Annotated in this window: 17 protein-coding genes; 10 read left to right on the top strand and 7 right to left on the bottom strand. The window is 70.7% G+C overall.

Translation table 11 applies throughout. The features are described from left to right. The 4 genes from ABID77_RS07920 to ABID77_RS07905 form a co-directional block, all read right to left on the bottom strand. Nucleotides 1–2,175, bottom strand: coding sequence for a putative bifunctional diguanylate cyclase/phosphodiesterase (locus ABID77_RS07920; RefSeq protein WP_429593428.1), 2,175 nt, complete (start codon nt 2,173–2,175; stop codon nt 1–3). Between the two features lie 203 nt (nt 2,176–2,378). Next, a complete protein-coding gene (locus ABID77_RS07915; protein ID WP_429593425.1) occupies nt 2,379–2,999 on the bottom strand; it encodes a Dps family protein in 621 nt (206 codons plus the stop codon). A 132-nt stretch (nt 3,000–3,131) separates the two neighbouring features. Then, the gene (gene recJ, locus ABID77_RS07910; protein WP_429593422.1) at nt 3,132–4,913 is read right to left on the bottom strand and encodes a single-stranded-DNA-specific exonuclease RecJ; all 1,782 of its coding nucleotides are present in this window, start codon (nt 4,911–4,913) and stop codon (nt 3,132–3,134) included. A gap of 1 nt (nt 4,914) precedes the next feature. Continuing rightward, nucleotides 4,915–5,886 carry a hypothetical protein gene (locus tag ABID77_RS07905; RefSeq protein WP_429593419.1) on the bottom strand — a complete coding sequence of 324 codons (972 nt, stop codon included), beginning with the start codon at nt 5,884–5,886 and terminating at the stop codon, nt 4,915–4,917. Nucleotides 5,887–5,944: 58 nt separating this feature from the next. On the opposite strand from ABID77_RS07905, the gene ABID77_RS07900 reads away from it, so the two are divergent. The 4 genes from ABID77_RS07900 (at nt 5,945) to dcd (ending at nt 10,149) form a co-directional block, all read left to right on the top strand. Continuing rightward, nucleotides 5,945–7,201 (top strand): lipoprotein-releasing ABC transporter permease subunit, encoded by a 1,257-nt coding sequence (locus ABID77_RS07900; RefSeq protein ID WP_429593416.1) that lies wholly within the window; start codon nt 5,945–5,947, stop codon nt 7,199–7,201. Continuing rightward, a complete protein-coding gene (gene lolD, locus ABID77_RS07895; RefSeq protein ID WP_429593413.1) occupies nt 7,194–7,955 on the top strand; it encodes a lipoprotein-releasing ABC transporter ATP-binding protein LolD in 762 nt (253 codons plus the stop codon). Before ABID77_RS07900 ends, lolD begins: the two co-directional genes overlap by 8 nt. Before the next feature lie 165 nt (nt 7,956–8,120). Further along, nucleotides 8,121–9,407, top strand: a complete 1,287-nt coding sequence (gene guaD / locus ABID77_RS07890) for a guanine deaminase (RefSeq protein ID WP_429593410.1) — start codon at nt 8,121–8,123, stop codon at nt 9,405–9,407. Between the two features lie 169 nt (nt 9,408–9,576). Further along, nucleotides 9,577–10,149, top strand: coding sequence for a dCTP deaminase (gene dcd / locus ABID77_RS07885; protein ID WP_429593407.1), 573 nt, complete (start codon nt 9,577–9,579; stop codon nt 10,147–10,149). A gap of 90 nt (nt 10,150–10,239) precedes the next feature. Here the strand turns inward: dcd and ABID77_RS07880 are convergent, their stop codons facing one another. After that, on the bottom strand, nt 10,240–11,748 hold the full coding sequence (locus tag ABID77_RS07880) for an SGNH/GDSL hydrolase family protein (protein ID WP_429593404.1): 1,509 nt from the start codon (nt 11,746–11,748) through the stop codon (nt 10,240–10,242). A gap of 284 nt (nt 11,749–12,032) precedes the next feature. Between ABID77_RS07880 and ypfJ the strand changes: the two genes are divergently transcribed. Together ypfJ and ABID77_RS07870 are read left to right on the top strand one after the other, a co-directional pair. Continuing rightward, nucleotides 12,033–12,911, top strand: a complete 879-nt coding sequence (gene ypfJ / locus ABID77_RS07875; RefSeq protein WP_429593401.1) for a KPN_02809 family neutral zinc metallopeptidase — start codon at nt 12,033–12,035, stop codon at nt 12,909–12,911. A gap of 52 nt (nt 12,912–12,963) precedes the next feature. After that, nucleotides 12,964–14,547 (top strand): DEAD/DEAH box helicase, encoded by a 1,584-nt coding sequence (locus tag ABID77_RS07870; RefSeq protein ID WP_429593398.1) that lies wholly within the window; start codon nt 12,964–12,966, stop codon nt 14,545–14,547. Between the two features lie 48 nt (nt 14,548–14,595). On the opposite strand, the gene ABID77_RS07865 is transcribed toward ABID77_RS07870, so the two are convergent. Further along, complete coding sequence (locus tag ABID77_RS07865; protein ID WP_429593396.1) at nt 14,596–15,441, bottom strand: symmetrical bis(5'-nucleosyl)-tetraphosphatase; 846 nt, start codon at nt 15,439–15,441, stop codon at nt 14,596–14,598. Between the two features lie 22 nt (nt 15,442–15,463). On the opposite strand from ABID77_RS07865, the gene ABID77_RS07860 reads away from it, so the two are divergent. The 4 genes from ABID77_RS07860 to ABID77_RS07845 all read left to right on the top strand — a co-directional run bounded on the left by ABID77_RS07860 (nt 15,464) and on the right by ABID77_RS07845 (nt 20,529). Then, nucleotides 15,464–16,789 (top strand): hemolysin family protein, encoded by a 1,326-nt coding sequence (locus tag ABID77_RS07860; protein WP_429594735.1) that lies wholly within the window; start codon nt 15,464–15,466, stop codon nt 16,787–16,789. A gap of 151 nt (nt 16,790–16,940) precedes the next feature. Beyond that, nucleotides 16,941–19,031, top strand: a complete 2,091-nt coding sequence (locus tag ABID77_RS07855; RefSeq protein WP_429594732.1) for a TonB-dependent siderophore receptor — start codon at nt 16,941–16,943, stop codon at nt 19,029–19,031. A gap of 44 nt (nt 19,032–19,075) precedes the next feature. After that, a complete protein-coding gene (locus ABID77_RS07850; RefSeq protein WP_429594729.1) occupies nt 19,076–20,281 on the top strand; it encodes a PepSY-associated TM helix domain-containing protein in 1,206 nt (401 codons plus the stop codon). Further along, nucleotides 20,278–20,529, top strand: coding sequence for a hypothetical protein (locus tag ABID77_RS07845; protein ID WP_429594814.1), 252 nt, complete (start codon nt 20,278–20,280; stop codon nt 20,527–20,529). The genes ABID77_RS07850 and ABID77_RS07845 overlap by 4 nt, the downstream gene beginning before the upstream one ends. 116 nt (nt 20,530–20,645) lie before the next feature. On the opposite strand, the gene ABID77_RS07840 is transcribed toward ABID77_RS07845, so the two are convergent. Further along, nucleotides 20,646–21,503 (bottom strand): TRAP transporter large permease (locus ABID77_RS07840; protein ID WP_429593393.1); only part of this gene is annotated, 858 nt, incomplete at its 5' end.

The following is a 21,503-nucleotide window of genomic DNA, read 5'->3' as shown; positions in this document are numbered from 1 at the left end:
TCAGGCGACGGACGTGCGCGCCGCGATGAAGGCGTCGAGGTCGGGCACCGACATCGGCTTGCCGTAGAGGTAGCCCTGCACGACCTCGCAGCCCAGCGCCTGCAGGGCGTCGCGCTGCTCGATCTCCTCGACGCCCTCGGCGATGACCTCGATGCCGATCTTCTCCGTCAGGTCGATGACCATCTCGACGATCGCCGCGTCGGTGTGGTCGGTGCAGATCTCCTTGACGAAGCTGCGGTCGATCTTCAGGCGCGTGATCGGGTAGCGCTTGAGCAGGCTGAGCGACGCGAAGCCCGTGCCGTAGTCGTCGAAGGCGATGCCCACGCCCAGCGTGCGCAGCACGCGCAACGGCTCGAGCATCAGTTCGTCGTGCTGCAGGATGATGTTCTCGGTGATCTCCAGCTCCAGCGCGTCGGGCGGCAGGCGGGTCCGCTCCAGCACCTCCATGACCTCGCGCGCGAGCCGGCCGGTGCGGAACTGCGCGCCGAAGAGGTTCACGCCCATGCGCAGGTGCGGCACGCGCTCGCGCAGGCGCACGGCATGGGCGCAGGCGGCGGCCAGCACCCAGTGCCCGACGTCGGCCGCGAACGGGCCGGACTCGATGGTCGAGAGGAAGCGGTAGGGCGCGAGCAGTCCCTCGACCGGGTGGCGCCAGCGCAGCAGCGCCTCCAGACCGAGCAGCGCGCCGTCGGCGATGCGCACCTGCGGCTGGTAGAACAGCTCGAACTCCTCGTGCTCGATGGCGCGCCGGATCTCGCCCTCGAAGGCGCGGCGTGTGAGCACGGCGTCGCGCAGGCCGTGGGTGAAGGAGCGCAGGCAGTTCCGGCCCTCGGCCTTGGCGTGGTACATGGCCAGGTCGGCCGCCGAGAGCAGGTCGCCGACCTGCCGGCCGTCGGCGGGGCAGCGCGCGATGCCGATGCTCGCTGTGACGTGAACGGTCTGGCCGTCGACCGCCATCGGCGCGGCCACGGCGTCCAGGATGCGCCGTGCGCAGTCGTCGACGCGCGCCGCGTCGTCGGTCATGAGGATCGAGAACTCGTCGCCGCCCAGGCGCGCGACCGTGTCGGCCGGGCCGACGCAGTCCCGCAGGCGGCGCGCCGCCTGCCGCAGCACCGCGTCGCCGGCGCTGTGGCCCAGGGTGTCGTTGACGTCCTTGAAGCCGTCGAGGTCGAGCATCAGCAGCGCGAAGGGCCGCGCCTTGGCGACGTGATCGGCGATCCGCGCGAGCAGCACGCCCCGGTTGGGCAGGCCCGACAGGCTGTCGAGGTGCGCCAGGTCGAACAGCCGGGCCTCGTCGGCGCGGCGCGCGCTGATGTCGCGGATGATGGCGCCGAAGGTGGTGCGACCCGCCTCCTGCCACATCGACAGCGACAGCTCCACCGGGAACTCCGTGCCATTCGCATGGATGGCGTCGAGCTCGATGGTGCGGCCCACCAGCCTGGGCTCGCCGCCCTCGGCGACGCGCCGCATGCCGCCCTCGTGGCCGCCACGCATGCGCGGCGGGATGATGATGTCGATGTTGGCGCCGAGGGCCCGTTCCGCCGGGATGCCGAAGAGACGTTCGCAGGCACCGTTCCAGAACGTGATGATCCCCCGGGCGTCGGAGCAGACGATGCCGTCGGCCGACGTGGCGGCGATGTTCTCGAAGCGGGACTGGCCCACCGAGCCGGCCACCGCCAGCCGGCGCAGCTCCAGCCGGTCGAGCACCATCAGCGCCATCGCCCGGAGGTTGGTGCGTTCGCGGTCGGTCAGCCGCGCGCGGGGCGCGGTGTCGGCGACGCACAGCGTGCCCAGCACGTGGCCCAGCGGCGAGCGCAGCGGCACGCCGGCGTAGAAACGGACGAAGGGCGCGCCGCGCACCAGCGGGATGTCCGCGAAGCGCGGATCGAGCCGGGCGTCCGGCACGACCAGCATCTCGTCGTCGGGCATGTGCAGCGCGTGCGAGCAGAACGATCCCTCGCGCGTGATCTCGCACACGTCGACGCCCACCCTGGACTTGAAGAACAGCCGCGTCCGCTCGACCAGCGAAACCAGGGCGATCGGCGCGCACAGCAGTTGCGACGTGACGTTCACGATCTCGTCGAGACCCGGGTTCTCCTCCTCCTCGGTCAGCCGGTAATCACCCAGGGCGTCCAGGCGTTCCTCTTCGTCGACGGCGGTGGATTCGATGCGCATGGGGCTCCAAGGATGACGCGTTGCGGGGCGACCCCATGCCGGGGTCGCTCGTCAGGATGCCAGGATCTTTCTCGATTCTGAAGGGAGGCGGACCGGCCGGCGACATGTTTCGCGCGGGCCACGAACGACGACGCCCCGCGAGCGGGGCGTCGTGATGGAAACCACCCGGCCGGATCGGGGCCGATCCGGGCCGGGGAAGACGCTCAGGCGGTGACGGGCGAGGCGGCGACCAGGTGCTCGGTCAGGAACCAGACCTGCAGTTCGTTGGTGCGCAGCACGTTGCTCACGAACACGTCGTTGCTGCCCGGATCGCCCACCTCGTCGACCTTGTCGGCGGCTTCGCGGGCCTGCTTGATGATCAGCTCGTGGGCTTCGGCCAGGCGGCGGATCTGCACGGCGGCGGGTTCGCGGCCGCGCGGCGGGCGCGGGATGCGGGTGGTCTCGGCGATGTCGGCGGCCATGGCCAGCGCGATGCCGCCCAGCAACTGGATGCGTTCGGCCAGGATGTCGACCAGCAGGACCTGCCCTTCGAAATGCTGGTCGTACATCAGGTGCAGCTGGTTGAACGTCGGGCCGACGACCTGCCAGTGGTGCTTCTTGTACATGTCGCGCAGCGTGATCGTGTCGGCCAGGCACTGGTTGAGCAGCGCCACGCTGGTCTTGCAGGCGTCCTCGGACAGGCCGTTGGGCAGCTTGACGATCTCGCCGTACTTCTGCGTCTCGTGACTGGGCTGGTCCATGTCGGGCTTGACGGCGTTCGCGTCGCCTGCGGTGAGACCGTCGTTCGTCTTCTTGGTGTCTTTGTTCGAACCTTGGGTAGCCATGGGAAAAACTCCGTAGTTGGGATGGATGGAAGGTTTCTAGGCTTCCTCCCATCCCGGTCGCGTAGTCCATTCGGCTGACCCGGCGCCCTCAGTTGCGACCCCCCGGCGTGTCGGTGTCCGTCCGACGGCCTGTCAGTCGGCGGACTGCATGCCCTCGATGAGGAAACGCACCTTGCGCACGCCCTGCCATTCGTCGGCGTCGAGCCGGAAGGCCAGCGTCGCGCGCGGCGGCAGGGGCTCGGTGTGGCCGAACCAGATGCCGTCGACCGGCCGGCCGCGATGGCGCAGCTTGACCGCCAGGTGCTTCTCGCCGACCAGCCGCTGCGAGATCACCTCGACCTCGTCGCTGAAGGTCGGCGGCGCGAAGCCCTGGCCCCAGACCTCGCGGTGCAGGGTGTCGACCAGATCGACGCGCATGTACTCCGGCGCGATCGGGCCGTCGGTGTCGAGCCGGCGCGTGAGCGTCGCGGCGTCGAGCCATTCGCGCGCGACCTGCGCCAGCGCGCGCTCGAAGGTCCCGAAGTGCTCGCGCGCGACCGTGCAGCCCGCCGCCATCGCGTGGCCGCCGAAGCGCAGCAGCACGCCCGGATGGCGCTTGGCCACCAGGTCGAGCGCGTCGCGCAGGTGGAAGCCCGGGATCGAGCGGCCCGAGCCCTTGATCTCGTGCGACTTGCCCGGCGCCGCGCTGGCCGCGAAGACGAAGGTCGGCCGGTGGAAGCGTTCCTTGATGCGCGAGGCCACGATGCCGACCACGCCCTCGTGGAAGTCGGGGCCGAAGACGCTGATGGCCGCCGGCGTGCCGCCGTGCGGATCGGCGTCGGCCGCGACGACGGCGCCGCCGGCTTCGGCATCCGGACCGGCGTCGGCATCGGCCGGCGCGAACAGCGACTCGGCCAGCAGCAGGGCCTGCTCGCGCATGCCGCCCTCGATGCTGCGGCGCTCGCGGTTGATGCCGTCGAGCAGCCGCGCGAGTTCGTCGGCGCGCACCGGGTCGTCGGTCAGCAGGCACTCGATGCCCAGCGTCATGTCGGCCAGCCGCCCGGCGGCGTTGATGCGCGGACCGAGCGCGAAGCCGAAATCGAAGGTGGTGGCCGTCGCCGCCTGGCGCCCGGCCACGCGGAACAGCGCCGAGAGCCCGACGGGCAGCGCCCCGGCGCGGATGCGGCGCAGTCCCTGCGCGACCAGCCGGCGGTTGTTGACGTCGAGCCGGACCACGTCGGCGACGGTGCCCAGCGCCACCAGGGGCAGCAGGGCGTCGAGCCGGGGCTGGCTGGCGGTGTCGAAGACGCCGCGCGCGCGCAGCTCGGAGCGCAGGGCCAGCAGCACGTAGAACATGACGCCCACGCCGGCGATGCTCTTGCTCGGGAAGTCGCAGCCGGGCTGGTTGGGGTTCACCAGCACGTCGGCCTCGGGCAGCGTCGCGCCGGGCAGGTGATGGTCGGTCACCAGCACCTGCAGGCCGCGCGCGCGGGCGGCGGCCACGCCCTCGACGCTGGCGATGCCGTTGTCCACCGTGACCAGCATGTCGGCGCCGCCGTCGGCCACGCGCTCGGAGATCGGCGGCGTCAGGCCGTAGCCGTCGACCACGCGGTCGGGCACCAGGTAGGTCACGTGCCTGGCGCCCAGCAGGCGCAGCCCGCGCACGGCGACGGCGCAGGCGGTGGCGCCGTCGCAGTCGTAGTCGGCCACCACGCACAGGCGCCGGTCGGCGGCGATGGCGTCGGCCAGCAGCACGGCGGCCGCGCCGGTGCCCAGGAGCGAGGCGGGCGGCAGCAGGCGCGCCAGGCCGTCGTCGAGCTCGTCCTTGCCGCAGACGCCGCGCGCCGCGTACAGGCGCGCGAGCAGCGGATGCACGCCGGCCTGCTCCAGCGCCCAGACGCTGCGCGGCGGCGCGTCGCGTTCGACGATCTTCACGTCACAGGTCCCGCAGCACGGTGGCGGCCTGCGGCCGGCGCAGCAGGCCGCGCAGGAAGGTGGTGGCGCCGCGGCGCTGCGGCACGAAGCGCCGCGCGGCGCGGTCGCCGCACAGGGTCAGCGCGACCGCCGCGCCGCGCGCCTCCTCGGCGCGCAGGGCGGCGATCGGCCCGGCGTCCAGCGCCTGCCAGGCCGCGGCCCAGCCGGCGGCGTCGTCGGCCAGCGCGGGGGCGCGCAGCGTGTCGATCACGTTCGGCGCCGGCACCTCGGTCACCAGCGCCGACTTGGGCAGGGCGCCGGTGCCGCTGAGCCAGAAGGCGTTGACCGCGCGCGCGCCGCGCAGGGCGCGCTCGTCGTTCACGCGCTGGGTGTAGAGCAGCATCTGCATCTCGTTCTGGAGCTTGCGCACCGGGCGCAGCGCGTCCGACAGCGGCGCCCACTCGGAGATCGGCCGGCCGGCGACGCGGTCGAGCGAGGCGGTGGGCAGGGTGCGGAAGAGCTCGCCGCGCGCCAGCCAGCGCCCCGGCACGGCCGAGCCGCGCAGGGCGATGCCCTCGCTCTGGAACAGCGGCCGCGCCGCCTCCAGCAGCGCCTGCGACTCGGCCTCGTCGATCCCGATGTCGGCGGGGTCCTCCAGCAGCACCTCGTCGATCGCCACTTCCCAGTGGCACAGCGTGACCAGGCCCCAGGGCTCGGCGGCGCCGGCGCGGGTCAGGCCGTTCCTCTGCGCCTCGGCGGCGGCCCAGGGGACGAGGCCGTCGTGGGCCTCGATGCCCAGCGAGCGGGCCAGGGCGCGCTCGTGCGGCGGCGACAGCGTGGTCGCGGCCTGCGTGTCGTCGTAGGCGAGCGACAGGCGGGCGAGCAGGGCGTCGAGGTGGGGCAGTCGCAGTCCGGCGACGGCGGCGAGGCAGGCCGGCGAGGAGCGGCCCGCGAAGGGGATCAGGAGGTGTCGGGAGGGGGAGGGTTCGGCCATCGGGGCATTGTCGTTGCGCGGCCGGGGCCGACGGGCGCGATGCCACAATTCGCCCCCTATGCCCCTTCCCTACGAACTGCAGCTCGGCTGGCGCTACACGCGGGCGGGCCGGGCCACGCGGCGCAACGGCTTCATCTCCTTCATCTCGGGCGTCTCCATGCTGGGCATCGGCCTGGGCGTGGCCGCGCTGATCATCGTCCTGAGCGTCATGAACGGCTTCCAGAAGGAGGTGCGCGACCGCATGCTGGGCGTGGTCTCGCACATCGAGATCTTCTCGCGCGACGGCCAGTCGCTGGCCGAGCTCGATCCCATCATGGCGGCCGCGCGCCGCAACCCGGAGGTGGTCGGCGTCGCGCCCTTCATCGCCACCCAGGCCCTGATCGCGCGCGGCGAGGACATGAAGGGCACGCTGGTGCGCGGCATCGACCCGGCGCTGGAGCCCCAGGTGACCGACTTCGCCACCACCGCGCAGCAGGGCGTGCTGGCGAAGCTGGTGCCGGGCGAGTTCGGCGTCGTGCTGGGCGGCGAGCTGGCGCGCTCGCTGTTCGTGCGCACCGGCGACCAGGTCACCCTGGTGGCGCCGGGCGGACAGGTCACGCCGGCGGGCGTGGTGCCGCGCCTGAAGCAGTTCACGGTGGTGGGCACCTTCGACTCGGGCCACTACGAGTACGACTCGGCCCTGGCGATGGTGCACGTGCAGGACGCCGCGCGCGTCTTCCGTTTCGACGGGCCGAGCGGCATCCGCATCAAGCTCAAGGATCTCAACCGCGCCCGCGAGGTGGCCGACGAGCTGGCCCGCACGCTGCCCGGCTCCTTCTTGATCCGCGACTGGACGCGCCAGAACAAGACCTGGTTCGCGGCCGTGCAGGTCGAGAAACGCATGATGTTCATCATCCTGACGCTGATCGTGGCGGTGGCGGCCTTCAACCTGGTCTCGACGCTGGTCATGACCGTGACCGACAAGCGCGCCGACATCGCCATCCTGCGCACGCTCGGCGCCAGCCCGAAGAGCATCATGGGCATCTTCGTCGTCCAGGGCGCCATGGTGGGCGTCATCGGCACCCTCGGCGGCCTGCTGCTGGGACTGGGCATCGCCACCAACATCGACGTCATCGTGCCGGCGCTGGAGCGCCTGTTCCAGGCCAACTTCCTGCCCAAGGACATCTACCTCATCAGCCGCATGCCGAGCGATCCGCAGCGCTCGGACATCATGCCCATCACCCTGATCTCGCTCGCGCTGGCCTTCGCCGCCACGCTGTACCCGAGCTGGCGCGCCAGCCGCGTGAATCCGGCGGAGGCCCTGCGCTATGAATGACCAGGACACGGCCTCCACGCTCGGCGCCGGCGTGTCCGCGTCGCCCTCGGGCGTTCCCGCCAAGGTCGTCCTGCAGGTGCGCGGCCTGACCAAGCGCTTCAGCGAGGGCCGCATCGACCTCACGGTGCTGCACGGCGTCGACCTCGACGTGCGCGCGGGCGAGACGCTGGCCATCGTCGGCTCGTCGGGTTCGGGCAAGAGCACGCTGCTGCACCTGATGGGCGGCCTGGATGCGCCGAGCGCCGGCAGCGTCGAGCTGCACGGCCGCAACATCGCGCGCGCCGACGCGGCCGAGCAGGGCCGGCTGCGCAACAAACACCTGGGCTTCGTCTACCAGTTCCACCACCTGCTGCCCGAGTTCAGCGCGCTGGACAACGTCGCCATGCCGCTGAAGATCCGCCGCGCCCCGCCGGCCGAGGCCCAGGACACCGCCACCCGCATGCTCGCGGCCGTCGGCCTGGGCGAGCGCCTGCACCACCGGCCGGCGGAGCTGTCGGGCGGCGAGCGCCAGCGCGTGGCCATCGCGCGCGCGCTGGTCACCCGGCCCGACTGCGTGCTGGCCGACGAACCCACCGGCAACCTCGACCGCAAGACCGCCGACGGCGTCTTCGCCCTCATGATCGACCTGGCCCGCCGGGACGGCACCGCGTTCGTCATGGTGACGCACGACGAGATGCTGGCGCGGCGGTGCGATCGGGTGCTGCGGTTGGTGACGGGGCGGCTGGCGGACGAGGGCGGCCCGGCGGCGTCCTGATCCGACGGGTCCCGCCGACGGCCTGCCGATCCCTGCCGACCCGGAGCGTCGGACGGCGTGCCGCCGGCCCGGGTTCGCCGGGCCAGGCACGTCTTTCCACCGCCATGACCCTCATAAGGTTTCGCGCATCGCCCCTGGCACGCCTTGCGCTAGGCTCCCCGCACGATGAAAAAAGCCTACCGCGCCTCCCTCCTGCGCTTCGACGGCGACGGCCGTGCCCTGTACGACGAGGACGGCCTGCTGGTCGTCGCGCCCGATGACCGGGGCCGCTGGCGCGTGGTCGACGCCGGCGCCCACGCCGACGTCGCGCCGCGCCATGCCGGCGCCCACGTCACGCACTGGCCGGGCCGCATCCTGGCGCCCGGATTCGTCGACATGCACATCCACTTCCCGCAGACCGACATCATCGGCGCGCCCGCCGAGGGCCTGCTGCCCTGGCTGGAGAACTACACCTTCCCGGCCGAGAGCCGCTTCGCCGACCCGGTGCACGCCGCCGAGGTGGCCGAGGTGTTCTTCGACGAATTGATGCGGAACGGCGTCACCACCGCGCTGACCTTCGCGACCTCGCACGTGGCCTCGGTCGATGCCTTCTTCGCCTCCGCGCAGCGCCGCGGCCTGCGCATGATCAGCGGCAAGGTGCTGCAGGACCGCCATTCGCCCGACGGCGTGCGCGACGAGACCGCGCGGAGCATCGCCGACACCGAGGCCCTGATCCGCCGCTGGCACGACGTCGACCGCCTGGGCTACGCCATCACGCCGCGCTTCGCGCCCACCAGCACCGAGGCGCAGCTCGAGGGCGCCGGCGCGCTGGCCGCGAAGTACCCGGACACCTGGATCCACTCCCACGTCGCCGAGAACAAGGACGAGGTGAAGTGGGCGCGCGAGCTGTTCCCGCATGCGCGCTCCTACCTCGACGTCTACCGCGGTTTCGGCCTGATGCGCGAGCGCGCGGTGTATGCCCACTGCATCCACTTCGACGACGACGACCGCCGCCTGATGCAGGAGACGAAGACGGCGGCCGCCGTCAGTCCGACGAGCAACCTGTTCCTGGGCAGCGGCTTCTTCGACGTCGAAGGCGCCGAGCGCATCGGCATGCGCTACGGTCTGGCCAGCGACGTCGGCGGCGGCACCAGCTTCAGCCCCTTCGCGACCATGATGGCCGCCTACTACGTCGGCCGCGAGGGGCAAACCAAGCCCGGCGTGAGCATCGCGCCGTCGCAGCTCTGGTGGCGCCACACCGGCGGCGCGGCGCGGGCGCTGGGCCTTGAGGGCGTCATCGGCAACCTGCAGCCCGGCTGCGAGGCCGACTTCGTGGTCATCGACCCCCGGGCCACGCCGCTGCTCGCGCGCAAGACCGGACTGGCCCAGAACCTGGAGGAACTGCTGTTCTCCATGATCGTCCTGGGCGACGACCGCCTGATCGAACGCACCGTGATCTCGCAGGCCGGCTGAGTCCCGGCCCGGGGCCGGATCGCCAAGTGCTCATGCAACAATCCCCGCCCCAGCGAACGCGGTGATTTCCTTCGGGAAACACCGCGGAACCGGCTCCGCCGGGCCGCTGGTGTTGCCCCCGGAAGGGGGTTGGCGAAGCGACACGCAGTGCGCGAAGACTGGGGGCGAGATGAGTATCAAGAGCGACAAATGGATCCGGCGCATGGCCGAGCAGACCGGGATGATCGAGCCCTTCGAGCCCGGCCAGATCCGCGAGCAGGACGGCCACAAGATCATCAGCTACGGCACGTCGAGCTATGGCTACGACATCCGCTGCGCCCCCGAATTCAAGGTCTTCACCAACATCCACAGCACGGTGGTGGACCCGAAGAACTTCGACGAGAAGAGCTTCGTCGACTTCCACGGCGACAGCTGCATCATTCCGCCCAACAGCTTCGCGCTGGCGCGCACGGTCGAGTACTTCCGCATCCCGCGCAACGTGCTGACCATCTGCCTGGGCAAGAGCACGTACGCGCGGTGCGGCATCATCGTCAACGTGACCCCGTTCGAGCCCGAATGGGAAGGCTACGTGACACTGGAGTTCAGCAACACGACGCCGTTGCCGGCCAAGATCTACGCCGGCGAGGGCTGCGCCCAGGTGCTGTTCTTCGAGAGCGACAAGGACGATGTCTGCGAGGTCAGCTACAAGGACCGCGGCGGCAAGTACCAGGGCCAGCGCGGCGTCACGCTGCCCAGGGCCTGACCCAGGCGGTCCGGGCGCGCGGCAGCGGGGGCGTCACTCCACCGCGCGGCTGCCGGCGGCCTCGGCCCCAGCCCGAGGCCGGGGCGTGGCTCACATCGATGCCAGGGCGGCGCGCAATTCGGCCGTCAGCACTTCCGCCAAGCCGATGATGCCGATCGGTTCCGAGGGGTGGACGCCATCGGTCGACACCCATGTGTCTCCGTTGCCCTGGCCGGTGGGCGCGCCTGTCCGGCCGTCGCCTGTCTGCCATGGCCCGCGCAGGGAGCCACGGGCGGTGCCCTTGCTGGTCTTCCAGTTGCCACGGATGTTGTCCAGCACGATCCAGGGTCCCGGAAGGGCTTCGACGATCGACGATATGGCGTTCATGACGGCGATGTCCTGGCCGTCCGGGTTGGTCGTGTCGGACTCGTTCGGTTCCCACGGTCCGACGGCCACCAGGACGCTGTCCGGGTTGGCGGCACGGGCACCTTGCAGCACCGTCTTCATGGCTTCCACCGTCGTGGGCCCGGTTCCGGGCCACGGGTCGTTGATTCCCAGCTCCACGATCATGATCGTCGGCTTGGCTTCGGTGAAACGGGCCATGCGCTGAGGCGACGAAGCCCGCGTCTGGAAGTCGTCGTTGATCTCCGCGCGGTAGCCGGTGCCGCCGACGTACGTCGACGTGGTCGCGACGGCGCCCAGCAGCCTGGCCTGCATGTCGATGAAGGTCAGGCCCTTCTGTTCCATGGCCTGGTAGCCCATGTAGCTGTCGCCCGTGAACGAGATCGTGACCGGCTGGTTCGCGGTGAAGTCGTAGGGCGCGATCTTGGCCCCGTTCTCGATGACGATCTCGGAAATCCATGTGCTCGAGCTGCCGACGAAGACGAGATTGCGCTCCTCGGCCGTGCCCAGATCCCATACCGCGTACTGGTTGTTCGCCGTGTAGTGGATGCCGGGGGCGACGAGCTTTCCGTCCACGATCAGCGACATGCTGCAGAAGATCTGGGAAGGCATGGCGACATAGCGCGAATTGGTGCGGATGCCGATGTAGGCCTGCGAGCCTCCGTAGGATCCGCCCGTGGCATAGGCCCCGCCCGCGCTCCAGTAGTCGGCCTTGCTGCCGTCGTTGAAGCTGTTGGTGATTTCCGCCGAGAGCTTCGTCCAGTTGGCAAAGTTGTAGATGAAGGCGACGGTGTTCAGGCGCGGGTTGTCGGCGGCGGTGCTGTTGCCGTTGTTCGTGCCGCCACCGGAGATCCAGTACCGTTGGTACGGCCAGGCGGGCGTGAAGCCCGACGGAAGCAGCGTCGCCGCCGGGTCCGTGCGCGTGGGGATCGACGCGACGGTGGTCGGCGCGGCGGCCGCCGCTGCCTTGGCCAGCGAGAGGGGCGTCACGGCCGGCACGGTGGCTCCGGTCGTCGGCGTGGTGGGCTGCACCGTGGCGACGACGCTCGGTGTCACCGGCGTCACCGGTGTCGGCGTCGAAGGGCTGGCGGGCGCGGCCGTCGTGCCGGATGTCGCGGTTGCGCTGGAACCGCCATCGCCCCCGCCGCATGCGGCGACGAGCGCCATGCAACTGAGGCTGGCGAGAAGGGCGGTCAGTCGATGGGTCAAATCGCTCATGTTCATGCGTTAAAAATGCGCATTTTACCGGTTTATGTAGTACTTTGGGTTTAATCACTATTTTGACTGCAGGGTGCTCGGGTGAACGGGTCGCCGACATGCCTGAGCGTCGTCCCATGAAGCGAGCCGATTCAGGCTCGATCCGGTCCCTGCCAGACCCGGAACGAGCTCCCTGGCGATCGACGACTTCCTACAGACGCTGACGCTGCGGGAAGCCATTTCGCCTCGCGTTCTGGCGCATCATGTGTCGCCGCGCTCCTGACGAGCGCCAAGGAGATTCGAGCATGAAGTGGGAAGGCAACGAGCAGTCGGACAACGTCGAGGACCGCCGCAGCGGCGGTGGCGGGGGCGGCGGGTTTCCGATCGGCGGGCGCAGCGTGGGCATCGGCACCGTGGCGGTGGCGCTCGTCGCCGGCTGGGTGTTCGGCATCAATCCGCTGACCGTGCTGGGGCTCCTGAGCGGCGGCGGCGAGCAGGCCCAGGTTCAGCAACAGGGTCCGGCGCCCAAGCCCCCGGCCAACGACCGCGAGGCGGCCTTCGTCTCGACCGTGCTGAAGAACACCGAGGTGGTCTGGAGCGACATCTTCCAGCGCAGCGGCGGCACCTACCAGGCGCCGCGCTTGGTGCTGTTCCGCGGCGTGACGCCCACCGCCTGCGGCACCGGCGAGGCGGCGATGGGGCCGTTCTACTGCCCGGGCGACAAGAAGGTCTACATCGACCTCGGCTTCTACGACACGCTGAAGAACCAGCTCGGCGCGCCGGGCGAGTTCGCGCAGGCCTACGTGATCGCGCACGAGGTCGGTCACCACGTGCAGGACGAGCTGGGCATCACCGCCAAGGTCGACGCCGCGCGCGGGCGCATGAGCCAGACCCAGAACAACGCGATGAGCGTGCGCGTCGAACTGCAGGCCGACTGCTTCGCCGGCGTGTGGGCGCACCACTCCCAGCAGTCCAAGCAGTGGCTCGACCCGGGCGACATCGAGGCCGCCATGAACGCGGCCCGCAAGATCGGCGACGACGCCCTGCAACGCTCGGCCGGCCGGGCCGTGGTGCCCGACAGCTTCACGCACGGCTCCAGCGCCCAGCGCCAGCGCTGGTTCGGCAACGGCTACCAGAGCGGCGACGTCAAATCCTGCGACACGTTCTCGACCCAGAGTCTCTGAAACAGCGTTGCGATCAGGGTCGGCATCGACGGATGCCACAATAGAGAGCTTCATGACAAGCTCTTTTTCCAATCTTTCGCTGGCCGAACCGCTGGCGCGCGCCGTGGCCGAAATGGGTTACGAAACCATGACGCCCATCCAGGAGCAGGCCATTCCGGTGGTGCTCTCCGGGCAGGACGTGATGGGCGCCGCGCAGACCGGCACCGGCAAGACGGCGGCGTTCTCGCTGCCGCTGCTCCAGCGGATGCTCAAGCACGAGAACGCCTCGATGTCCCCGGCCCGCCATCCCGTGCGGGCCCTGGTGCTCCTGCCCACGCGCGAGCTGGCCGACCAGGTCGCGCAGCAGGTCAAGCTCTACGCCAAGTACACCAACCTGCGCAGCGCGGTGGTGTTCGGCGGCATGGACATGAAGCCGCAGACCCTGGAGCTGAAGAAGGGCGTCGAGGTGCTGGTCGCCACGCCGGGCCGGCTGCTCGACCACATCGAGGCCAAGAACGCGGTGCTCAACCAGGTCGAGTACGTGGTGCTCGACGAGGCCGACCGCATGCTCGACATCGGCTTCCTGCCCGACCTCCAGCGCATCCTGAGCTACCTGCCCAAGCAGCGCACGACCCTGCTGTTTTCGGCCACCTTCTCGCCCGAGATCAAGCGCCTGGCCGGCAGCTACCTGCAGAACCCCGTCACCATCGAGGTGGCGCGGCCCAACGAGACGGCCTCGACCGTCGAGCAGCGCTTCTTCAGCGTCGGCGACGACGACAAGCGCCGCGCGCTGAAGCAGATCGTGCGCCAGCGCGGCATCACCCAGGCCTTCGTCTTCGTCAACAGCAAGCTCGGCTGCGCGCGCCTCGCGCGTTCGCTGGAGCGCGAGGGCCTCAAGACCACCGCCCTGCACGGCGACAAGAGCCAGGACGAGCGCCTGAAGGCGCTCGACGCCTTCAAGAAGGGCGAGGTCGACCTGCTGGTGTGCACCGACGTCGCCGCGCGCGGCCTGGACATCAAGGACGTGCCGGCGGTCTTCAACTTCGACATCCCCTTCAATGCCGAGGACTACGTCCACCGCATCGGCCGCACCGGCCGCGCCGGCGCGTCGGGCCTGGCGGTGAGCTTCGCGAGCGGCGGCAACGACGCGCGCCTGGTGGCCGACATCGAGAAGCTGATCAAGAAGCCGATCGAGCTCGAGGCGATGGAGTACGAAGAGGACCGCCCGCGCGGCCGCATCAACGACGGTCGCCGCCACTGGCGCGAGGAAGGCGAGACCGGCGACGTGCGCGACGTGCTCGACACCCTGGCCGAAGCGCCGCCGCAGCGCGAGCGTGAGCGCGGCGGCTTCGGGGGCGGTGGCGGCAACGGCGGCGGCGCGCGCTCCGGCGGCATGCGTCCGTCGCGCGGCTCGCAGGCATCGCGCGACCCGTTCTTCGAAAAGCCCTACGAGCCGCCGCAGCGCGAGGCCGAACCGGCCTGGGAGGCCTCGGCCAAGGCCGCGCCGGCCGCGCGCGGCATCTCCGCCAACATCAAGCCGCGCCGCAAGGTCGCCGCGCTGTTCAAGGCCGCGGCGCCACGGCCGGCCGAGCCCCAGGCGGTCGAGCCACGACCCGCCGAACCCCGCGCCGTCGAACCGGACGGCCAGCCGAACTGACCGCGCGACGAACCGGACGCCCGGCCGGTAGCCGGGTCGACCGGCGCCTCAGGTGCCCGGTGCCTGCGCCTGCTCGCACGCCACCTCGACGTGCTCGCGCGCGTCGAGCGTCGCGCCGATGCGCGCGGCGCTGAGGCAGCCGCCCCAGACGCAGCCGGTGTCGGTGGACAGCAGGTCCGGCCGCGAGATCCAGCCCAGCGTCGACCAGTGACCGAAGGCGACGGTGGCGCCGGCCGTGCGGCGACCCGGCACGTCGAACCACGGCATGAAGCCCGCCGGCGGCGCGGCGGCGCCGTCCTTGGTGTCGAAATCCATGCGCCCGTCGGCGGTGCAGAAGCGCAGCCGCGTGAGGCCGTTGACGATGGCGCGCAGCCGCGCATCGCCGGCGAGGTCGTCGTTCCAGTGGTCGGGCTCGTTGCCGTACATGCCGCGCACGAAGGCGGCCAGGTCCGGGCCGCGCAGCACGGCCTCGACCTCCGCCGCCAGCGCCAGGGTCCGCGCGACGTCCCACTGCGGCAGCACGCCCGCGTGAACCATCAGCAGGTCGCGACCGCCGACGACCTCGTGCAGTGCCATGTGCTGCTGGCGCAGCCAGTCGAGCAGTGCCGCGCGGTCGGGCGCGTCGAGGATGTCGTCGATGGTGTCCTTGCGGCCGGAGCGGCGCGCGCCGTGGGCCACGCCCAGCAGGTGCAGGTCGTGGTTGCCCAGCAGGCTGCGCGCCGAGGCGCCCAGGCGCTGCACGCGGCGCAGCACGGCGGCCGACGCCGGCCCCCGGTTGACGAGGTCGCCGAGCAGCACCAGGGTGTCGCGGCTGGGGGAGAAATCGATGTGGTCGAGGAGGCGGCCCAGGGCGGCGTCGCAGCCCTGCACGTCGCCGATCAAGTAAAGTGCCATGTCCCCATTCTCTCCCCCGTACATGGATGTCTTTCTGCTGGCGTTGCTGACGACGCTCAATGCGTTGTTCGCGATGTCCGAAATGGCCCTGTCGACCAGCCGGCGCGCGCGGCTCGCGGCGCTGGCCGAGACCGGGGACACGGGCGCCGCCGCGGCGCTGCGCCTGATGGAGGACCCGACGCAGTTCCTCTCCACCGTGCAGATCGGCATCACCTCCATCGGCATGCTCAGCGGCATCGTCGGCGAGGCCGCCTTCGCGACGCCGCTGGCGGTCTGGATGGAGCAGAGCGCCGGCCTGGGCGCCGGCACGGCCAGCGTGGCGTCCACGGCCGTGGTAGTGACCTGCATCACCTTCTTCACGATCATCTTCGGCGAGCTGGTGCCCAAGCGCATCGGCCAGCTCTACCCCGAGCCGGTGGCGCGCTTCGTCTCGCGCCCGATGCGCGGGCTGGCCACCGGCGCCAAGCCCTTCGTGCTGCTGCTCTCGGGCGCCACCGCCGCCATCCTCAAGCTGCTGCGCATCGACGCCAACGCGGCGCGCACCGTGACCGAGGAGGAGATCTCGGCCAGCCTGGAGGAGGGCGTGGACGCCGGCGTCATCGAGATGCACGAGCACCAGATGGTGCGCAACGTGTTCCACCTCGACGACCGGCGGCTGAGCTCGCTGATGGTGCCGCGCGCCGACATCGAGTGGCTCGACGCCTCCGGCACGGTGGCCCAGAGCCTGCAGCGGGTGGCCGATGCCGGCGCGCTCGACCTGGTGCACTCGTGGTATCCGGTGTGCCGCGGCTCGCTCGACGACGTCGTCGGCGTGATCAGCGTCGCGCACCTGCTGCGCCTGGGGCCGCAGCACGCGGGCAGCATCGAGGCCGCCGCCGAACCGGCGTTCTTCGTGCCGGAAACGCTGACCGGCATGGAACTGCTCGAGCAGTTCCGCACGCGCGCCGGGCGGCTGGTGTTCGTGGTCGACGAGTACGGCGTCGTGCAGGGCCTGATGGCGCCGCGCGACCTGCTCGAGGCCATCACCGGCGAACTCCAGCCCCACACCGTCGCCGACGCCTGGGCGCGCCAGCGCGAGGACGGCGCCTGGGAGCTCGACGGCCTGATGCCGGTGTCCGAGCTGCGCGCACGCCTGGCGATCCGCGAGCTGCCGGAGGAGGAACGCGGGCGCTACAACACCCTGGCCGGCCTGCTGATGTCGGTCTCGGGCGAGCTCCCGGTGGTGGGCGAGCGCGTCGAATGCGCCGGCTGGACCTTCGAGGTCGTGGCGCTCGACGGCCGCCGCATCGACCGCGTGCTGGCCCATCCGGACGCCGAGACCGCGCCGGTGCCGCGCGCGACGAACTGAGACGGTCGCCACGCGGGACGCGCCGTTCCGGTTCCGGGCAGGGCCCGGATGCGGATCGGTGCCGTCTCGACCGGGTGCGATGGCGGTTCATGAACGCTTTCTGAACGACTTGCCAATAGAATGCGAATCTTTCTCATTACCTTGATCGATGATGATTCGCACGAGCCCGCGTTCGCACCGTCGCGCCGCCTTGCCGGCCGCCCTGGCCTTCCTGTCGTTCCAGGCCCTCGCGCAGGGCACGAACGCGACCCTGCCGGAAGTGCGGGTCGATGCGTCGTCGGAGCGTGAGAGCGCCATTTCCCCGGTGATCGGCTATCGCGCGAAGAACGCCGCCACCGCCACCAAGACCGACACGCCGCTGGCGGAGACGCCGCAGTCCGTGACCATCGTGACGCGCGACCAGATGGTCGACCAGGGCGCCATCAGCATCCAGGACGCGCTGGGCTACGCCGCCGGCGTGCGCTCCGACGCCTACGGCTTCGATGCGCGCACCGACTCGGTCCGGGTGCGCGGCAGCGACGTCGACGTCTACCTCGACGGTCTGCGCCAGGCCTACGGCTACTACACCAGCACCACCCGCACCGAGCCCTACACCCTCGAGCGCCTGGAGGTGCTGCGCGGCCCGGCGGGCATGCTGTTCGGTTCCGGCACGGTGGGCGGCATCGTCAACATGGTGAGCAAGCGGCCGCAGACCGAGACGCAGCGCGAGGTCGGCGTGCAGCTCGGCAGCTTCGGCCGCAAGCAGATCCAGACCGACCTGACCGGCGCGCTGACGGCCGATGGCGAGTGGTCCTACCGGCTCGTCGCGCTGCAGCGCAAGTCCGACACGCAGGTCGATTTCGTGCCCGACGACCGCAGCCTGATCGCGCCCTCGCTGACGTGGCGGCCGAGCGCCGCGACCTCACTGACCCTGCAGGCGCTGTGGCAGAAGGACAAGAGCGGCACCAGCTCGCAATTCCTGCCCTGGGAAGGCACCATCTTGCCGAATCCCAACGGCCGCCTGCCGGTCAGCCGCTTCATCGGCGAGCCGGGCGACTACTACGACAGCGAGCGCAAGAGCGTCGGCTGGCTGTTCGAGCACAGGTTCGACGACACCTGGACGGTGCGGCAGAACTTCCGCGTCGCGCGCAACCAGAACGACGGCCGCTACCACTACGGCGACGCGTTTTCCGTCCCCGGCGGCTGGATCGCGGACCCGGTGGGCAAGCGGCTGCTGGGCCGTTACCTCGACAGCTCGCTGACCCGGACCACCCTCGCCGCCGTCGACAATCATGCCGAGGGCCACTTCGCGACCGGTGCGCTGCAGCACACGCTGCTCGCCGGCGCCGATTTCTCGCGCCAGCGTCAGGACGTGGCCAGCGGCTTCGGCGTGGGCGCCATCGATGCCTACGCCCCCGTCTACGGCAACCTGGAGGACGTCGAACGCACGGCGCTGCCGCGCACCACGCAGCGCAACGCCGGTCTCTACCTGCAGGACCAGATCAAGTGGGGCGCCTGGAACTTCGTCGCCGGCCTGCGCCACGATCGCACCACCGCCGGCATCGAGGGCGCTGCCGACCAGGACGACAGCGCCACCACCAAGCGCCTGGGCGCGATGTACCGGCTGTCCTCGGGCTGGTCGCCCTACGTGAGCTATGCCGAGTCGTTCACGCCGCAGGCCGCGCGCCTGGGCCAGTCGTTCAGGCCGCTGCGCGGCGAACAGTGGGAGGCGGGCGTCAAGTACGAACCCACGGGCCGCGCGCTGGCGTTCAACGCGGCCGTCTACGACCTGCGCGAGAAGAACCGCATCAAGACCCTGACGCCTATCACCTTCGACCAGCTCGGCGAGACGCGCAACAAGGGCCTGGAGCTGGAGGCGCGCGGCACGATCGGCCGCGACCTCGACGTCATCGCGCACTACAACCACATCGACCTCGACGACCAGCTCGAGGGCCTGCCGAAGAACCAGGCCAGCGTCTGGGCCCGGTACCGCTTCGCCATCGCCGGCGTCACCGGCTTTTCCGCCGGTGCCGGGGTGCGCTGGATGGGGTCGTTCACCGACGTCTCGGCCGGCATCGGACCGCGCATCCCCGGCGTGGCGCTGCTCGACCTGGTCCTGGCCTACGACACCGCCAAGTGGCGCTATGCGCTCAACGTCAACAACGCGACCGACAAGGACTACTTCAGCACCTGCCTGTCGCGCGGCGACTGCTGGTTCGGCGCCCGCCGCAACGTGGTGGCCAGCGCGACCTACCGCTTCTGATCCTTCCCCCGACGCCCCCTCGACAAGAAAAAGCCATGACCCCGATGAACAGCAAGACGATCAAGACCTGGGCCTGGGTCCACAAGTGGAGCAGCCTGGTGTGCACCGTGTTCATGCTGCTGCTGTGCCTGACCGGCCTGCCACTGATCTTCCACCACGAGATCGGCCATCTGCTGGGCACCGAGGTCGAATCGCCGGAGATGCCCGCGGACACGCCGCGCGCGAGCCTCGACCGCGTCCTGGAGGTGGCCAAGGCCCGGCACCCCGACCGCGTGGTGCAGTTCGCCTCCCACTCGGAGGACGACGACAACCTGTGGTTCGTCACCCTCACGCCCACGCCGGCGCCCACCGACGACTTCAAGTCGGTGGTGGTCGATGCGCGCACGGCCGAGGTGCTGGCGCAGCCGAAGTTCGACGAGGGCTTCATGTACGTGATGTTCAAGCTGCACGTCGACCTGTTCGCCGGCCTGCCGGGCAAGCTGTTCCTCGGCTTCATGGGCCTGCTGCTGCTGGTGGCGATCGTCTCGGGCGTGGTGCTCTACGCGCCCTTCATGCGCAAGCTCGACTTCGGCACGGTGCGGCGCGAGAAGCGGCCGCGCCTGAAGTGGCTCGACCTGCACAACCTGCTGGGCATCGTCACGCTGGTGTGGGCCTTCGTGGTGGGCGGCACCGGCATGATCAACACCTGGGCCGACCTGGTGATCAAGTACTGGCAGCACGACCAGCTCACCGCATTGCTGGCGCCCTACCAGGGCCAGACGCCGGTGCCGGTGGCCGAGCGCGGCTCGCTGCAACGCTCGCTCGAAGCGGCCCAGGCGCGCGCGCCGGGCACCAAGCTGTCGTTCATCGCCTTCCCCGGCACGTCCTTCTCCAGCCCGCACCACAACACCTTCTTCCTGCGCGGCGACGAGCCGTTCACGTCGAAGCTGCTGCAGCCGGTGCTGGTCGACGCCCGCACGGCCGAGGTGACGGCCTCGCCGGCGCTGCCGTGGTACCTGACGGCGCTGCTGGTGTCGCAGCCGCTGCACTTCGGCGACTACGGCGGGATGCCGATGCAGATCCTGTGGGCGCTGCTCGACATCGCCACCATCGTCGTGCTGGGCAGCGGGCTGTACCTGTGGCTCAAGCGCGGCAGCGGCGTGCCGGCGGCGCGGGCCGGACGCGCGTCGGCAGCCACATCGACATCGCCCGGCGACGCATCGACGTCCCCCTCGGCGCAGCCGGCGCCGGCCCTGAAGGTGCGCACGTGAAGCGGCGGCCATCGTCCGCGCCGTCCCCGGCGGCAGCGCATCCGTTCCGGCACACCGCGTCGTCGTTCTGGCGGCTGTGGGGCTGGCCCATCGTCCTGGGCGTGCTGACCACGCTGGGCCTGGTCTCGGCGCTGTTCAGCGACGGCGGGGCGGGGGACGTGGTGGCCTGGGTGGCGCTGGGCATTCCGGTCGTCGCGGGGGCCTGGTTCGGCTGGCGGCGACCGTCGAGGCACCGCCGGGCGGACTGAGGATCCGCCCCCCGCAAGGCACATCGCCCCGACGGCATCGGAAGGCCGTCGGGGCGATGTCTTTTGCGGTCGTACAGTCCGGTGGCGGGCGCCCGCGGCGCCCGCCACCGTCGCGCCTACCGCACCACCATGAACATGCTTGGCAGCCAGGTGGAGAAGGCGGGGACGAAGGTGACGAGGCCGAGGGCGAAGATGAGGGCGCCGTAGAAGGGCCAGATGGTGCGCATGACGGTGCCCACGGAGACGCCGCCGATGGCGCAGCCCACGAACTGCGTGGTGCCCACCGGGGGGGTGTTCAGCCCGAGGGCGCAGTTGATCAGGAGCACGATGCCGAACTGCACGGAGGTCATGCCGTACTGCTGGGCGATGGGCAGGAAGATGGGCGTGCACAGCAGGATGGTGGCGGCCATGTCCAGGAAGGTGCCCAGCACGAACAGGATGACGTTGATCATCAGGAAGATCAGCCACGGGGTGGTGGTGATCTGCGAGAGCATCTGCCCGGTGAGCTCGGCCACGCCGTAGAGGCTGATCAAGTAGCCGAAGGTGCTGGAGATGCCGATGAGCAGCAGGATGACGCCGGTGGTGCGCACGGCCTTGGAGGCCGCCTTGATGAAGTGCTCCCACTTGATGCTGCGGTAGACGAACACCGTGAGCGCCAGCGCGTAGAGCACGGCCACGGCGGCCGACTCGGTGGCCGTGAAGATGCCCGAGAGGATGCCCCCCAGGATCAGCACGACGATGAACAGGCCCGGCAGCGCCGCGGCGAAGGAGCGCGCGACGATCGCCCAGCCGGGGAAGGTGCCCGCGGGGTAGCCGCGCTTGACCGCCACCAGGTAGGCCGCGGCGAGGTTGCTGATGGTGAGGATGGCCGCGGGCAGGAGCGCCGCGAGGATCAGCGCGGCGATGGAGACCTTCCCGCCGGCGGCCAGCGAGTAGATGATCAGGTTGTGGCTGGTGGGCATGAGCGCGCCCAC

It is taken from the genome of Variovorax sp. PvP013, assembly GCF_050435945.1.
Classification (GTDB): domain Bacteria; phylum Pseudomonadota; class Gammaproteobacteria; order Burkholderiales; family Burkholderiaceae_C; genus Variovorax.
This window is presented reverse-complemented; position numbering and strand designations above follow the sequence as displayed.